This is a genomic window from Allochromatium humboldtianum (assembly GCF_013385175.1).
GTDB classification, from domain to species: Bacteria; Pseudomonadota; Gammaproteobacteria; order Chromatiales; family Chromatiaceae; genus Thermochromatium; species Thermochromatium humboldtianum.
Map to the genome: position 1 here is coordinate 82,927 of NZ_JABZEO010000001.1, position 15,908 is coordinate 98,834.

At 64.6% G+C, this 15,908-nt stretch carries 17 protein-coding genes; 15 read left to right on the forward strand and 2 right to left on the reverse strand.

All coding sequences use genetic code 11. The annotated features are described in order from the left end of the window. Positions 1–4 precede the first annotated feature (4 nt). From tilS to glmU, 15 genes are all read left to right on the forward strand, one after another. Positions 5–1,456, forward strand: a complete 1,452-nt coding sequence (gene tilS / locus HW932_RS00380; RefSeq protein WP_176974524.1) for a tRNA lysidine(34) synthetase TilS — start codon at positions 5–7, stop codon at positions 1,454–1,456. Between the two features lie 21 nt (positions 1,457–1,477). Next, positions 1,478–3,319 (forward strand): response regulator, encoded by a 1,842-nt coding sequence (locus tag HW932_RS00385; RefSeq protein ID WP_176974525.1) that lies wholly within the window; start codon positions 1,478–1,480, stop codon positions 3,317–3,319. 45 nt (positions 3,320–3,364) lie between these two features. Further along, the gene (rsmG, locus tag HW932_RS00390; RefSeq protein ID WP_176974526.1) at positions 3,365–4,024 is read left to right on the forward strand and encodes a 16S rRNA (guanine(527)-N(7))-methyltransferase RsmG; all 660 of its coding nucleotides are present in this window, start codon (positions 3,365–3,367) and stop codon (positions 4,022–4,024) included. A 7-nt stretch (positions 4,025–4,031) separates the two neighbouring features. Beyond that, a complete protein-coding gene (locus HW932_RS00395) occupies positions 4,032–4,826 on the forward strand; it encodes a ParA family protein (protein WP_176974527.1) in 795 nt (264 codons plus the stop codon). Positions 4,827–4,851: 25 nt separating this feature from the next. Next, positions 4,852–5,832, forward strand: coding sequence for a ParB/RepB/Spo0J family partition protein (locus HW932_RS00400; RefSeq protein ID WP_176974528.1), 981 nt, complete (start codon positions 4,852–4,854; stop codon positions 5,830–5,832). Positions 5,833–5,947: 115 nt separating this feature from the next. After that, positions 5,948–6,325: an ATP synthase subunit I gene (locus tag HW932_RS00405; RefSeq protein WP_176974529.1), complete on the forward strand. Its 378-nt coding sequence runs from the start codon at positions 5,948–5,950 to the stop codon at positions 6,323–6,325. Between the two features lie 14 nt (positions 6,326–6,339). Then, entirely contained in the window at positions 6,340–7,209 is an 870-nt protein-coding gene (gene atpB, locus HW932_RS00410; RefSeq protein ID WP_176974530.1) for a F0F1 ATP synthase subunit A, read from the forward strand. 97 nt (positions 7,210–7,306) lie between these two features. Next, positions 7,307–7,558, forward strand: coding sequence for a F0F1 ATP synthase subunit C (atpE, locus tag HW932_RS00415; RefSeq protein ID WP_012969289.1), 252 nt, complete (start codon positions 7,307–7,309; stop codon positions 7,556–7,558). Positions 7,559–7,639: 81 nt separating this feature from the next. Next, positions 7,640–8,110, forward strand: coding sequence for a F0F1 ATP synthase subunit B (locus tag HW932_RS00420; RefSeq protein ID WP_176974531.1), 471 nt, complete (start codon positions 7,640–7,642; stop codon positions 8,108–8,110). Between the two features lie 9 nt (positions 8,111–8,119). Then, complete coding sequence (locus HW932_RS00425) at positions 8,120–8,659, forward strand: F0F1 ATP synthase subunit delta (RefSeq protein ID WP_012969291.1); 540 nt, start codon at positions 8,120–8,122, stop codon at positions 8,657–8,659. Between the two features lie 13 nt (positions 8,660–8,672). Then, positions 8,673–10,214, forward strand: a complete 1,542-nt coding sequence (gene atpA / locus HW932_RS00430) for a F0F1 ATP synthase subunit alpha (RefSeq protein ID WP_176974532.1) — start codon at positions 8,673–8,675, stop codon at positions 10,212–10,214. A gap of 136 nt (positions 10,215–10,350) precedes the next feature. After that, a complete protein-coding gene (gene atpG, locus HW932_RS00435; RefSeq protein WP_012969293.1) occupies positions 10,351–11,214 on the forward strand; it encodes a F0F1 ATP synthase subunit gamma in 864 nt (287 codons plus the stop codon). A gap of 102 nt (positions 11,215–11,316) precedes the next feature. Beyond that, positions 11,317–12,699, forward strand: a complete 1,383-nt coding sequence (gene atpD / locus HW932_RS00440) for a F0F1 ATP synthase subunit beta (protein ID WP_176974533.1) — start codon at positions 11,317–11,319, stop codon at positions 12,697–12,699. 15 nt (positions 12,700–12,714) lie between these two features. Further along, on the forward strand, positions 12,715–13,140 hold the full coding sequence (locus HW932_RS00445) for a F0F1 ATP synthase subunit epsilon (RefSeq protein WP_012969295.1): 426 nt from the start codon (positions 12,715–12,717) through the stop codon (positions 13,138–13,140). A gap of 90 nt (positions 13,141–13,230) precedes the next feature. Then, positions 13,231–14,595, forward strand: coding sequence for a bifunctional UDP-N-acetylglucosamine diphosphorylase/glucosamine-1-phosphate N-acetyltransferase GlmU (glmU, locus tag HW932_RS00450; protein ID WP_176974534.1), 1,365 nt, complete (start codon positions 13,231–13,233; stop codon positions 14,593–14,595). Here glmU and HW932_RS00455 read toward each other — a convergent pair. Beyond that, entirely contained in the window at positions 14,555–14,803 is a 249-nt protein-coding gene (locus HW932_RS00455) for a hypothetical protein (RefSeq protein ID WP_176974535.1), read from the reverse strand. The genes glmU and HW932_RS00455 overlap by 41 nt on opposite strands. Positions 14,804–14,815: 12 nt before the next feature. Next, complete coding sequence (gene trxA / locus HW932_RS00460) at positions 14,816–15,679, reverse strand: thioredoxin (protein WP_176974536.1); 864 nt, start codon at positions 15,677–15,679, stop codon at positions 14,816–14,818. Positions 15,680–15,908: the final 229 nt, after the last annotated feature.

Sequence of the window (15,908 nt, forward strand, 5' to 3'; positions counted from 1 at the left end):
CCATGTGACGACCGAGTTTTCGCCCGACGCGCTGCTGGAACGGCTCGTTCCTTTCGGTGTGGTTCCGCGCTACTGGATCGCCTACAGCGGCGGGCTGGATTCCAGCGTCCTGCTGGAGTCCCTCACGGCGATCCGCGCGCGGCTGCCAGGTGCAGACTCGCACGACCGGCTCATGGCTGTGCATGTCGATCATGGGCTGCAAGCGGCCTCGGCCGACTGGGCCGAACACTGTGTCGCACGCTGTGCCGCGCTGAACATCCCGTTGCGGATCGAACGTCCAGCCTCATCCCCTCGAACCCGTGAAAGCCTGGAAGCCTGGGCGCGCGAGGTGCGTTACGCCATCTTTCGTCGTCTGCTCGCACCGGGCGACCTCCTGCTCACCGCCCAGCATCGCGACGATCAGGCCGAGACCCTGCTGTTGGCGCTGCTGCGTGGCAGCGGTCCGCATGGGCTGGCCGCCATGCCGTTCAGCGCTCCGCTCGGCGCCGGACGGCTCGTCAGACCGCTGCTTGATGTCAGCCGCCGCTCGCTCGCCGACTATGCGCACCGTCGGGGGCTCGACTGGATCGAGGATCCCAGCAACGACTACACCGCGTTCGACCGCAACTATCTGCGCCACCGCGTGCTGCCGCGGCTGCGCGCGCGCTGGCCGTCGGCGGACGCGACCCTGGCACGCAGTGCGCGCCATTGCGCCGAGGCGGCCGAACTGGTCGACCAGTATGCTGCTCGAACGCTCATCCAAGCCCGTGGGGTCCAACCGGGCGCGCTGTCACTGGCCGCGCTCGGGCGTCTCGATCGGCCATTGCGCAAGGCCGTGGTGCGGCACTGGCTGATCGAACGAGGTTTCAGACCGCCGGACACCCGGCATCTCGACCGTCTGCTCGACGAACTGCCAGCCGCCCGCGCCGATGCCAATCCAGGCGTCGTCTGGAAGGGGTGTGAGGTGCGGCGCTATCGTGGCGAGCTGCTGGCTTTTCGTCCGCTACCGCCACCGCCGGCGAGCGAGATGCACTTCCTTTGGCGTATCAGCGGAGAGCATGGCGTCCTGGAGTTGCCGGATGGATTCGGGCGTCTGGAGTGGCGGCGACACCCTGACGCAGATGCGCCGGACGTCCACTCTATCCAGGCGCGAGCACTCGACACCTCGCCGCCACCCAAGGGGGACGCGAATGTGATCGAACTCCAGGTTCGCTTCGGTGATTTCGGTCACAGCTGTCGGGCCGGCATGAACCGACCGCATCGCACCCTGAAAAAGTTGTTCCAGGAGTCAGGTGTCCCGGCCTGGCTCAGAGGTCATGTGCCCCTGATCTTCCAGGGAGAACGGCTCATCGCAATCGCCGGGGTGACGGCTTGTCATGGCCGGCGCGACGAGACCGGACTAAGCTTTCAACTTCTGTGGTCCGGATTTGCCTGGGAGCGCGACTGGCCTTGGCTCGGTCGCCTTCTGGAAAGCTAAGGGGATTGAGAGTATTCATCCATGAGCGTTCTGGCTGGATTGATCCACAATGCCACGCTGCTGCTGGCGCTGGTGGCGGCCTACAGCCTCTTCATCGTCCGGCTGCCGCGCGAGCATCTGGCCGTTCGGCTCCTCAATGGACTGATCTTCGGCCTCGTCGCCCTGGTCGGCATGCTTTATCCGCTGACCCTGAGACCCGAGCTGATCTTCGATGGGCGCACTGTGGTTGTGGGGCTGGCCGGACTTTTCGGCGGCGCTCCATCCGCTGCCGTGGCCGCATCGATCGCGGCGGCCTATCGGATCTGGATGGGCGGTCCAGGCGTCTACATGGGTGTCGGAACCATCCTGACCGCCGCTGTGCTGGGCAGTCTGTTCTACGCCCTGCGCCGGACCGATCGCGTGCGGGTCGATGTCTGGACGCTGGCGCTCTTCGGGCTGCTGGTCCATGTGTTGGCCCTGGCCTGGATACCGCTGCTGCCCAGCGACTGGCGTCAGAGTGTCCTGGAGCAGATCGTCGTCCCCTATCTCACCGTGTTGCCGCTGCTCATGGTCGTGCTGGGTCTGTTGCTCCAGTCCCAAGAGCGGCGCGTCGACGACGAGAAGGCACTGCGCCAGGCCAAGGCCGAACTGCAACAGCGTCGGGATCATCTGGAGGCGCTGGTCGAGGCGCGCACGGCTGAACTCGCCGCCGCCCGCGACGCCGCCGAGGCGGCCAATCGGGCCAAGAGCGAGTTCCTGGCCAACATGAGCCACGAGATCCGCACCCCGCTCAACGCCATCAGCGGCATGGCGCATCTGATGCGTCAAGCCGGTCTCTCGCCCGATCAGACCGCGCGACTCGACAAGCTGGAGGCGGCCAGCACGCATCTGCTCAATCTCATCAACGCCATCCTGGAGTTCTCCAAGATCGAGGCCGGCAAGCTGAGGCTCGAAGAGGCGCCGCTACGCATCGATGAGCTAGTCGAACGGGTGCTGTCGATGTTGCACGAGCGCGCCGAGGCCAAGGGGTTGCGGATCGACAGCGAGGTCGACCCGCTACCGCCCTGTCTGCTCGGAGATGCGACACGGCTGCAACAGGCCCTGATCAACTATGCCGGTAACGCCATCAAATTCACTGAGCAGGGTCGGATCAGGCTCAGGGTGACACTGGCCGAGGAGGACGCAACCAGCGCCCTGGTGCGCTTCGAGGTCGAGGACACCGGGACCGGGATCGAGTCCGAGGTTCTATCCCGATTGTTCAGTGTCTTCGAGCAGGGCGACAACTCCATCACCCGTCGGCATGGCGGAACCGGTCTGGGACTGGCGATCACCCGGCGTCTGGCTCAGCTCATGGGGGGTGAGGCCGGCGCCGACAGTACGCCCGGCGTCGGCAGTCGCTTCTGGTTCAGTGCGCGTCTGAGCAAGGCCGATCCGACAGTATTTGCGTCGAGCACCGAGCCACTTCCCACCGGCGGGGCCGAAGATCGTGTCAAGCACGACCATGCCGGCTGTCGTGTCCTGCTGGTCGAGGACGAGCCGATCAACCAGGAGATCGCGCGTGAGCTGCTGGAGGAGGCCGGGTTGAGCGTCGATACCGCTGACGATGGCGTCGAGGCTGTGCGCTTGAGCACGGAGAACGACTATGCCCTGATCCTGATGGACATGCAGATGCCGAACATGGATGGACTGGAGGCAACCCGCCGCATCCGTCAGGGTCGACGCGGGGCCGACACGCCGATCGTGGCGATGACGGCCAATGCCTTCGCCGAGGACCGGGCGCGCTGTCTGGAGGCGGGCATGAACGACTTTCTCACCAAGCCGGTGATGCCCGAGACGCTCTACGGCGTGGTGGACACATGGTTGTCGGTGCCGAATGGACGCTGAACCTCCGGGTCTCAAGCTGAATAATCGATCATGAAGTGAGGACTGATGAAGCAGGCTGTACATTCTCCAGAGGCCACCCAATGGCCGATCATCGAAGCGCGGCTGTCGCAAGGCTGTGCCGCGCTCGGACTGACGCCGACGCCCGAGCAACAGGCACGTCTGGTCGCCTTCCTCGGCCTGCTCGCGCGCTGGAACCAGGCCTACAACCTGACCGCCGTGCGCGATCCGCTGGAGATGGTCGCCAAGCATCTGCTCGACAGTCTGGCGATCGCGCCCTTTCTGTTCGGCGAGACGGTACTCGATGTCGGCACGGGCGCCGGTCTGCCGGGGCTGCCGCTGGCCATCCTCGCGCCCGAACGCCGCTTCCAACTGCTCGACAGCAACAACAAAAAGGTGCGCTTCGTCCGCCAGGCGGTGCTCGAACTCGGCCTGACCAACGTCGAGCCGGTGCAGTCGCGCATCGAAGCGTACCGACCGGGACGAAAATTCAGTACCATAGTCAGCCGCGCGGTGGCCGCCGAATCCGTCTTGCCGGTATTGGCCGCCGATCTCTGCGATCGACCGGGCCGTTTGCTGCTCATGAAGGGGCGCGCGGACGAAGCCGCCGACGAGACGGCCTGGGCCGCGCTGAAGCCGATCATCCATCGGCTGACGATTCCCTTTCTCGATGCCCCACGTCATCTGATCGAACTCCGGAGTGACTGAGTCGACCATGGTCAACATCATCGCGATCGCCAACCAGAAGGGCGGGGTCGGCAAGACCACCACGGCGGTCAATCTCGCCGCTGCGCTGGCGTTCATGCGCCGTCGTGTGCTGTTGATCGATCTCGATCCGCAGGGCAACGCGACCATGGGCTGCGGGGTCGACAAGCATCAGGTCGAGCATACGACCTGTGATCTGCTGCTGACCGATGTGCCCATCGCTGATTGTCTCCAGCGCGTCACCGAACCCGCGCCCGGATTCGACCTGCTGCCGTCCAACGCCGATCTGACCGCCGCCGAGGTCGGTCTGCTCGATTCGTCCGACCGCGAGCAGCGCTTGAGCCGGGTACTGGCCACGGCGGTCGGCGCCTATGAGCTGGTCATCATCGACTGCCCGCCCTCGCTCAACATGCTCACGCTCAATGCGCTGGTCGCGGCGCACGGCGTGCTGATCCCGATCCAGTGCGAGTATTACGCGCTCGAAGGGCTGTCCTCGCTGCTCGACACCATCGAACAGGTGCGCGAGAGCCGCAATGCCGGTCTGCGTATCGAGGGCATCCTGCGCACCATGCACGACCCGCGCAACAACCTGGCCAATCAGGTCTCGACCCAGCTCGTCACCCATTTCAAGGATCAGGTCTACCGCACCATCATCCCGCGCAACGTCCGCGTGGCCGAGGCGCCCAGTCACGGTCAGTCGGCGCTGGTTTACGACCCGCAATCGCGTGGGGCGCTCGCCTATCTGGCGCTCGCCAGCGAGGTGCTGCGCCGTCAAGAAAAACGCCGCCAGGCCGAAGCGGCCTGATCCGGCTCAATCGATCCCAAGACGCATGGACACGAGCGAACAGAAGAGCATGCCGCGCAAGAAAGGGCTCGGACGCGGACTCGACGCCCTGTTGGGCGCGGCCCGCCCGCCGGCATCACGCCTCGATCCGACCAGTGGTGAAACCCCGACGACGACCTCAGGTGCCGGCGCGAATCCGAATCCGAACCCGAGCCTGACGCCCGTCGAAGCAATCCGCCGTCTGCCGCTGGAATACATTCAGCGCGGTCGCTATCAGCCGCGACGCGACTTCGATCCTGAGGCGCTACGCGAGCTAGCCGACTCCATCCGCGCCCAGGGCGTGATCCAGCCGATCGTGGTGCGTCCGCTCGCCGAGCCGGGCGCGACCGGCGCGCGTTATGAGATCATCGCCGGCGAGCGTCGCTGGCGTGCCTCGCAGCAGGCGGGACTGGCCGAGATCCCGGTGGTCGTGCGCGAGGTCGACGAGCGCACCGCTCTGGCCATCGCCCTGATCGAGAACATCCAGCGCGCCGACCTCAACCCGCTGGAAGAGGCGGGCGCGCTCGAACGCCTGATCACCGAGTTCGATCTGACCCATCAGGACGTCGCCGAGGCGGTCGGCAAGTCGCGCGCCACGGTCAGCAACCTGCTGCGCCTGCTGGAACTCAATGCGGACGTCAAGGAGCTGGTGGCACAGTCCCGGCTTGAGATGGGCCATGCGCGCGCCCTGCTCGGACTCAAGGGTGAGATCCAGAGTCGGACCGCGCATCAAGTGGTCGCTGCCGGACTCTCGGTGCGCGAGACCGAACGTCTGGTACGCCGACTCCAGCAGACCGACGAGCCGTCGCGTACAACCGCCCAGCCATCTTCGGCGGACGATCCCAACATCCGCCAGCTCCAGAACGACCTGACTGATCGTCTCGGCGCGCACGTCCGGATCCAGCATGGCCAGCGTGGTTCGGGCAAGCTGGTGATCGCCTACAACACCCTGGACGAACTCGACGGCATCCTGTCGCGCATTCAGTGAAGTTCCGACAACCCGTTTCCGGACGAACGACGCTCACAGACATTGACCCTGTGTTCACGAATACTTATAATTGCGGGCTTGTGAGTGCCGAGCCTGCTCCACTCACGTCGATCCGATGCAACAGCCGAACGCGCTTCAAGCCAGAAAGATCCTGAAAATCCAGTCGATCTTCGGCTTGATCCTGACCATCATCGCCCTGCCGTTCGGCAGTCCAGTTGCGATTTCAGTCCTGATCGGGGCCGGAACTTGCTGGCTGGCTAACGCCTTACTGGTAGCCTGGGTCTTTCGCGCCTATCGCGCCCAGGCACTGGAGAGGCTGGTTTTGCGTTTTTACAGCGCCGAGGTCGCGAAGATCGCCCTGATCCTCGTGCTCTTCGGGGCTGCGTTCGTGATCTATGACGACTTGAACATGCCGGCCTTGCTTGGCGCCTACTTCCTGGTCCAAGTGATTCCGACCCTGATTGCCGCTCGAACGGGCAGCCGAACCCAGTAAGTGAGAGATGATCGATGGCTTCTTCTGAAACCCTCACCTCCCAAGGATACATCCAGCACCATCTCACCAACCTGACGCTCGGCTGGCATCCCGAGCATGGGCTGAGCTTCGCGCACACCAGCGCAGAGGCTGCCGAGATGGGGTTCTGGGCCATCAACGTCGACACCATGTTCTTCTCGATCCTGCTCGGATCGATCTTCCTGTGGTTCTTCAAGGGCGTGGCCGAGCGCGTGACCGCCGGTGTGCCCAACGGCGCGCAGAACTTCGTCGAATGGATCGTCGATTTCGTCGAAGAGAACGTGCGCGGCTCCTTCAGCCACAAGAACGACATGGTCGCCCCCCTGGCCCTGACCATCTTCGCTTGGGTGTTCCTGATGAACCTCATGGACCTGGTGCCGGTTGATCTGATCCCGCACCTGTTCGCGCAGTTGTTCGCCACCCTGGGCGCCGATCCGCATCACGTCTATCTCAAGGTCGTGCCGACCACCGACCCGAACGCCACCTTCGGCATGGCGCTCATGGTGTTCATCATGGTGCTTTACTACAGCATCAAGATGAAGGGGCTTGGCGGTTTCCTCGGCGAGCTGACCCTGCAACCCTTCGGCAAGTGGGGCATGCCGGCGAACCTGATCCTGGAAGGCATCAGTCTGCTGTCCAAGCCGGTCTCGCTCGCCCTGCGACTCTTCGGCAACATGTACGCCGGTGAGATGATCTTCATCCTGATCGCGCTGCTCTATGGCGGCGGCATGATCCTGGCCGGAACAGCCGGTGTGCTGCAATTCGTCTGGGCGGTGTTCCACATCCTGATCATCACGCTGCAAGCCTTCATCTTCATGGTGCTGACCATCGTCTATCTGGACATGGCGCATCAGGAGCATCACTGATCGTCCGCCAGGGCGTCGCGCCGCTGATGGCGCGACGCCCGGCCTGTTTTCGTCAACCAACAGTTCGTCTTTTTTACTCAAACCCCTGGGGGATCTCATGGAACTCGAAGTCGCACAAGCATTCGCAATGGCCATCAAGTTCATCGGCGCGGGCCTCATGCTCGGTCTGGGCGCGGTCGGCGCCGGCGTGGGCATCGGTGTCCTGGGCGGTCGCTTCCTGGAAGGCGCCGCACGTCAGCCGGAACTGATCCCGATGCTGCGCACCCAGTTCTTCATCGTCATGGGTCTGGTCGACGCCCTGCCGGTCATCGCGATCGCCATGGGTCTGTACCTGATGTTCGCTGCCTAAACATGCATCCGGCTCCGGCCGGGTCGAGGACACTCGCCTGTCACCCTGACTAGGTCCGAGGCAAAGGCACGAGGCAACGCTATGAACATCAATCTGACCCTGTTCGCCCAGATGATCACCTTCGCGGTGTTCGTCGGGTTCTGCATGAAGTACATCTGGCCGCCCATCGTGAAAGCGTTGGCGGAGCGCAAGGCCAAGATCGCCGAGGGTCTCGCCGCCGCGGAGCGTGGTCACCAGGAGAAGGCGCTCGGCGAGCAGCGCGCGCTGGAACTGATGAAAGAGGCCAAGACCAACGCGGCCGAGATCGTCGGTCAGGCCCAGAAGCGTGCGACCGACATCGTCGAAGAGGCGAAGTCCGACGCGCGTTCCGAGGGTGAGCGACTGGTCGCCGCCGCCAAGGCGGAGATCGAGCGTGAGACCAATCGCGCGCGCGAAGAGCTGCGCGAGAAGGTCGCTACGCTGGCCATCGCCGCCGCCGAGAAGATCCTCCAGAAAGAGATCGACGTCGCGGCCCATCGCTCGATCGTCGACGATTTCGCCAAGCAGCTCTAAGGGAACACCATGGCCGGAGAACTCACCACCATCGCGCGCCCTTATGCCGAGGCCGCCTTCGCGCACGCCAAGGAATCCGGGCGAATCGACGCCTGGGCCGACGCGCTGACGCTGCTGGCGACAGTGACCTCGGATCCGCACATGGCCGCGCAGATCGGCAATCCGACCGTGCCGCGCGAGCGGATCCGCGACCTGCTGCTCGAAATCTGTGGCGACGCGCTGGCGGCGGGTCCGGCCAATCTGGTGCGTCTGCTCGCGGACAACGCGCGGCTCGCGGCCATTCCCGAGATCGCGCGTCTCTTCGAGGAGCGTCGCGTCGCCGATCAAGGCGTGCGTCACGTCCTGGTGCGCAGTGCGTTCGAAGTCGAAGACGCGCAGCGCTCGGCCTTGGCCGACGCGCTCGCGAAGCGCCTGGGCGCTCAGGTCGATCTGAGCTTCGAGATCGATACCGCCCTGCTCGGCGGACTCGAGATCCGTGCCGGCGACTTCGTCATCGACCACTCCGTGCGCGGCAAGATCAAGCAACTGGCCCACGCTCTGCAATTCTGAACTGGACACCGCCATGCAACTGAATCCATCCGAGATCAGCGATCTCATCAAGCAGAAGATCGAGAAATTCGAGCTTCAGTCCGAGGCCCGCACCGAAGGCACCGTGGTCAGCCTGACCGACGGCATCGTGCGCATCCACGGGCTGTCCGACGCTCAGTACTATGAGATGCTCGAATTCCCGGGAAACACCTACGGATTGGCGCTGAACCTGGAGCGTGACTCGGTGGGCGCGGTGGTCCTGGGCGACTACACCCATCTGTCCGAGGGCGATTGGGTCCGTTGCACGGGGCGCGTCCTGGAAGTGCCGGTCGGCGCGGGTCTGCTGGGCCGCGTCGTCGATGCGCTGGGCAACCCCATCGACGGCAAGGGTCCGATCGAAGCCGAAGGCACCTCGCCGATCGAAAAGGTCGCGCCGGGCGTCATCGAGCGCAAGTCGGTCGACCAGCCGGTGCAGACCGGCCTCAAGGCCATCGACGCCATGGTGCCGGTCGGTCGCGGTCAGCGTGAGCTGATCATCGGCGACCGCCAGACCGGCAAGACCGCGGTGGCCATCGACGCCATCATCAACCAGAAAGGCACCGGCGTTAAGTGTATCTACGTCGCCGTCGGCCAGAAGAACTCCTCGATCGCCGCCATCGTGCGCAAGCTCGAAGAGCACGGCGCCATGGATCACACCATCATCGTCGCCGCGCCTGCCGCTGATTCGGCCGCCATGCAGTTCCTGGCTCCCTATGCCGGCTGCACCATGGGCGAGTACTTCCGCGACAAGGGCGAGGATGCGCTGATCGTCTATGACGACCTGACCAAGCAGGCCTGGGCCTACCGTCAGGTGTCGCTGCTGCTGCGCCGTCCGCCGGGCCGTGAAGCCTATCCGGGTGACGTCTTCTATCTGCACTCGCGTCTGCTGGAGCGCGCCGCGCGCGTCAACGCCGATTACGTCGAGAAGATGACCGACGGCAAGGTCAAGGGCCAGACCGGCTCGCTGACCGCACTGCCGATCATCGAGACCCAGGCCGGCGACGTGTCCGCCTTCGTTCCGACCAACGTGATCTCGATCACCGACGGTCAGATCTTCCTCGAGACCGACCTCTTCAACGCGGGTATCCGTCCGGCCATCAACGCCGGTCTGTCGGTCTCACGTGTCGGTGGTGCGGCTCAGACCAAGATCATCAAGAAGCTCGGCGGCGGTATCCGTCTGGCACTGGCTCAGTACCGCGAGCTGGCGGCCTTCTCGCAGTTCGCCTCCGATCTGGACGAGGCGACCCGCAAGCAGCTCCAGCGCGGCGAGCGTGTCACCGAACTCATGAAGCAGTTCCAGTACTCGCCGATGAGCGTCGGTCAGATGGCCATCTCGCTGTTCGCGGCCAACGAGGGCTACCTCGACGACGTCGACGTCAAGAAGGTCGTCGACTTCGAGCGCGCGCTCCAGAGCTATGTGAAGTCCGCCCGTGCGGAGCTGCTGGCCAAGATCGACTCGACCGGCGACTTCAACGACGAAATCGCCCAGGCCATGCACGCCGCGATCAAGGACTTCAAGGCCAACAACACCTGGTAAACAGCCGCCAGCGACCAGCCGCCGCCTCCAGCCGGAGGCCGGTGGGCTGGCGTGGTGCGTTTTGACAAGTATCGAACCTCCTCGACCCACCGGCCAACTGGCTGGCGGCTGGAAGCTGGAGGCTGGGAGCTAAAGAATGGCAGGCGCCAAAGAAATCCGCACCAAGATCGCGAGCATCAAGAGCACGCAGAAGATCACCAAGGCCATGCAGATGGTCGCGGCCTCCAAGATGCGCAAGGCCCAGGACCGCATGGCCGCCTCCCGTCCCTACGCGGAGAAGATGCTCCAGGTCATCAGTCATCTGGCCAACGCCACGCCCGAGTATCGGCACTCGTTCATGGCGATGGAGCGTCCGCGCAAGCGCGTCGGTTACATCGTCGTCTCGTCCGATCGCGGACTGTGCGGCGGTCTCAACAGCAACCTGTTCCGCCGTCTGATCGCCGAGATCAAGGAGCAGCGCGCCGCCGGCATCGAGCCGGTGTTCTGCACCATCGGCAGCAAGGCGCTCGGCTTCTTCAAGCGCTTCGGCGGCGAGGTCAAGGCGCAGGCGACCCATCTGGGCGACAAGCCGCACGTCGAGGATCTGGTCGGCACGGTCAAGGTCATGCTCGATGCCTTCGAGGCCGGCGAGATCGACGCCATCTATGTGGTCGGCAACGAGTTCGTCAACACCATGACCCAGCGTCCGGTGATCCGTCAGCTGGTGCCGCTGGTTCCGGGCGAGCGCGAGGCCATGCCCTATCACTGGGATTACATCTACGAGCCGGACGCCAAGACGGTCCTGGATGCCCTGTTGACGCGCTACATCGAATCCCTGGTCTATCAGGCCGTGGTCGAGAACAGCGCCTGTGAGCAGGCCGCGCGCATGGTCGCGATGAAGGCCGCCTCGGACAACGCCGGCAACCTGATCGGTGAGTTGCAGCTCGTCTACAACAAGGCGCGTCAGGCCGCCATCACCCAGGAGATCTCCGAGATCGTCAGCGGCGCCGCCGCCGTCTAACCGACCGGCTGGCCGCGCGCTCGATCCGTGATCGCTCCGGGCGGGGCACGGGATCCAAACAGAATCGCTTAAGTGGCTGTGAGGCCAAAGAGGATAAAGACTATGAGTTCCGGTAACGTGGTGGAAATCATCGGCGCCGTGGTGGACGTGCAGTTCCCGCGCGGCGAGATGCCCAAGGTCTATGACGCGCTCAAGATCGAGTCGACGGGTCTGACGCTGGAAGTCCAGCAGCAGCTCGGCGACGGCGTGGTGCGTACCATCGCCATGGGTTCGACCGACGGTCTGCAGCGCGGCGTCGACGTGACCGCCACGGGCGCGCCCATTCAGGTGCCGGTCGGTCAGGCGACCCTGGGCCGCATCATGGATGTGCTGGGCAATCCCATCGACGAGCAGGGCGATGTCAACAGCGAAGCGCGCTGGTCGATCCACCGTCAGGCGCCCAAGCTGGAAGATCAGGCCGCTTCGACCGAGATTCTGGAGACCGGCATCAAGGTCATCGACCTGATCATGCCGATCGCCAAGGGCGGTAAGGTCGGTCTGTTCGGCGGCGCCGGCGTTGGCAAGACCGTGACCCTGATGGAGCTGATCCGTAACATCGCCGTCGAGCACTCGGGTTTCTCGGTGTTCGCGGGTGTCGGTGAGCGTACTCGTGAGGGTAACGACTTCTATCACGAGATGAAGGACGGCGGCGTTCTCGACAAGGTGGCCCTGGTCTACGGCCAGATGAACGAGCCGCCGGGCAACCGTCTGCGCGTGGCCCTGACCGGCCTGACCATGGCCGAGTACTTCCGTGACGAAGGTCGTGACGTGCTGATGTTCATCGACAACATCTACCGTTACACCCTGGCCGGTACCGAGGTGTCCGCGCTGCTCGGCCGTATGCCGTCCGCCGTGGGTTATCAGCCGACCCTGGCCTCCGAGATGGGCGCCCTGCAGGAGCGCATCACCTCGACCCGCACCGGTTCGATCACCTCGTTCCAGGCCGTCTACGTGCCTGCCGACGACCTGACCGACCCCTCGCCGGCCACGACCTTCGCGCACTTGGACGCGACCCTGGTACTGTCGCGTCAGATCGCCGAGCTGGGTATCTATCCCGCCGTGGATCCGCTCGACTCCACCAGCCGTATCCTCGACCCCAATGTCGTCGGCGTCGAGCACTACGAGACCGCGCGCGCCGTGCAGGGGACGCTCCAGCGCTACAAGGAGCTCAAGGACATCATCGCGATCCTGGGCATGGACGAGCTGTCGGAAGAAGACAAGCTCACCGTCAACCGCGCGCGTAAGATCCAGCGCTTCCTGTCGCAGCCGTTCTTCGTCGCCGAAGTCTTCACCGGCGCCCCCGGAAAGTTCGTGTCGGTCAAGGACACCATCAAGGACTTCAAGGCCATCGTCAACGGCGAGTACGACCACCTGCCCGAGCAGGCGTTCTACATGGTCGGCGGCATCGAGGAAGCGGTCGAGAAAGCCAAGAAGATGGCCAACTAAGGGGGACTTTTCCCAATGGCAATGACAGTCCACGTCGATATCGTCAGTGCCGAAGGCGCCATCCACTCAGGTCAGGCGGCCATGGTCTATGCCACGGCCGAGATGGGTGAAGTCGGTATCGCGCCACGGCACACCGCCTTCATCAGCCGTCTGCGTCCGGGCGACGTGCGGGTGGAGAACGAGCAGGGCGAGCAGGAGCATTTCTATGTCTCCGGCGGCATGCTCGAAGTCCAGCCGCACAAGGTGACGGTGCTGGCCGATACCGCCATCCGCGCGCGCGATCTCGACGAGGCCGCCGCGCTGGAAGCCAAGCGGCGTGCCGAGGATGCGCTCTCCGGTCAGAAGGCCGAGTTCGAGTACGCCAAGGCGCAGGCCGAGCTGGCCGAGGCCGTGGCGCAACTGCGGGCGATCGAGAAGCTGCGCAAGATGAAGCGTGGCTGATCGGTTCAGCGGTCCGCGCTGAGGCGATTCGATCCGAACAGACGCCCCCGATCAGTGATGACGGGGGCGTTTTTTTATGGAGTCTGAGCGATGAAGACAGGTGTCGTGATCCTGGCGGCGGGGCAGGGCAAGCGGATGCGTTCGCGTCGGCCCAAGGTGTTGCATCCACTGGCGGGACGTCCGCTGCTGGCGCATGTGCTGGCGGCGGCGCGGGCGCTCGATCCGGCGCGGATCGTCGTGGTGCATGGGCATGGCGGGGAGCTGGTACGCGCGGCACTGGCCGACGAGGATTGCCTTTGGGTCGAGCAGGCCGAGCAGCGCGGGACGGGGCATGCCGTCATCCAGGCCATGCCGGCGCTGACCGACATGGATCGCGTGCTGGTGCTCTATGGCGACGTGCCGCTGATCACGCCGGAGACGCTGGAACGACTGGTCGCGCTGGCGGGTCCGACGCCGCTGGCGGTGCTGACGGCCGAGCTGGACGATCCGAACGGCTATGGCCGCATCCTGCGTGATGCCGAGGGTCGGGTGGTCCGTATCGTCGAGGACAAGGATGCCACGTCCGACGAACGCGCGATCCGCGAGATCAATACCGGCTTCCTGGTCGCCGATCATGCGCGCCTGGTTTCCTGGCTGGACCGGATCGACGACGACAACGCTCAGGCCGAATACTATCTGACCGATGTCATCGAACTGGCGGCGCGTGAAGGTGTGTCGATCGCGACCACGCAACCGGAGGACTTGCACGAGGTCGCTGGTGTGAACGATCGTGTCCAGCTCGCCGAACTGGAGCGGATTCATCAACGCCGGCAGGCCGAGTCGCTGATGCGATCGGGTGTGACGCTGGCCGATCCGGTGCGTTTCGACCTGCGCGGGCGGCTCGACGCGGAGCCGGACGTCTTCATCGACGTCAATGTCGTCATTGAGGGCGAGGTGCGTCTAGGTTCAGGCGTGAGCGTCGGTCCCAACTGCGTGCTCAAGGATTGCGTCATCGGCCCGGACACCCAGATCCAGGCCAACTGTGTCATCGAGTCGGCCGAGGTCGGCGCCAATGCGCGCATCGGTCCCTTCGCCCGTCTGCGCCCCGAGGCGCGGCTGGCCGACGACACCCATGTCGGCAACTTCGTCGAGATCAAGAAGACGCAGGTCGGACGCGGCAGCAAGATCAATCATCTGACCTATCTGGGTGACGCCGAGATCGGAGCCGGGGTCAATGTCGGCGCCGGCGCCATCACCTGCAACTATGACGGCGTCAACAAATTCGAGACCCGGATCGGCGATGGAGCCTTCATCGGTTCCAATACGGCTTTGGTTGCGCCGGTCGAGGTCGGCGCGGGCGCGACCATCGGCGCCGGCTCGGTCGTCACGCGCGAGGCGCCGGCCGAACAGCTCACAGTCGCGCGCGCGCGTCAGGTCACGATTCCAGGCTGGAAGCGGCCTGCCAAGAAGCGCTGAACGTGCTCATCGCGCATTGATATCCTCGATAGAAGGCTGGGTATCGAACCCGTGTGGCCATCTCCTCGGTGACATCGGAGATGGCCTTGACCGACGCCCGATAGGCCGGATCGGCGACCAGCGAGACTGGATCGTTCGGGTTGGTGTCAGGACTGAGGTTTGCGGCGCTGCCGAGGGTGTTTGCAAAGGCCAGTCCGACGACGGCCACTGACCTGATGGATCAATACAGGGCATTCATCATCCTGGCCCGATAGCGTGCAACCAGGTCGTTGCCGCCGCCGAGCAGGTCGAACACGGCCAGCATCCCCTTACGACCGGCGTCCTCGCCATAGGCGCGATCACGCTTCATGAGTTCGAGCAGATGTTCGAGTGCGCTCTCATAATCGCCGCGCAGGACGCGATGAGCCGCGAGCTGATAGCGTGCCTCGCTGTCGCGCGGATCGGCGTCGAGGCGCGCGCTCAGCTCGGGCTCAGCCGGCGCACCCTCGATGGCGCCGGCGAAGCTCAATTGACCGCGCAACGCGGCGACCTCGGGATCGTTCATGAATTCGAGCGGCAGACCGTCGATCGCCTCCAGCGCCTTGGCGATCTCGCCCGAGCCGGCCAGGAGCTGGATCTCGATCAGCGGCAGACGCTTGTTGTCCGGATCCTCGGCGTGCGCTCGATCGATGAGCGTGCGCGCGCCAGCCAGATCGCCGCCCGCCATGGCCGTCTGGGCTTGCTGGAGCAGCCCATCGGAGGCGCGCGGGATGTGACGGTCGAGGAATTCGCGCACCTGAGGTTCAGGCAGGGCGCCCATGAACTGATCGACGGCCTGACCGTGGCGAAAGAGCTGCACCGTTGGCAGGCTGCGGATGCCGAACTGGGCGGCGAGCGCCTGCTCGGCCTCGGTGTCGACCTTGGCCAGAAGGAAGCGTCCCCCGTACTGTTCAGCCAGTTTGGCCAGCATCGGCATCAGCATCCGGCAGGGTGCGCACCAGTCGGCCCAGAAGTCGACCAGCACGGGGCGCTCGTAGGAACCCTCGATGACGACAGCGTGAAAGTTGGCGGCGGTGACGGTGACAACGTGCGGTGAATGGCTCATAAGGATTCTTGGAACTTGGGAGTCAGTAGCGGATCTTGGGAGCGCGCGCTCCGGCTCGTCTTTGCTCAGGTTGACTGGCATGAAACGCGCTTATGAACGCTCAACATAGCCATCGACCCGGTTCGATTCAAGTGCGCGGCTTGCCGGTGAGGCACGCACTCTGGGATGATTTCAGTCTTCTGGAGAATCCATTTGTCGGGGCGATGTCCGGCATCGCCCGGAGTGTCGA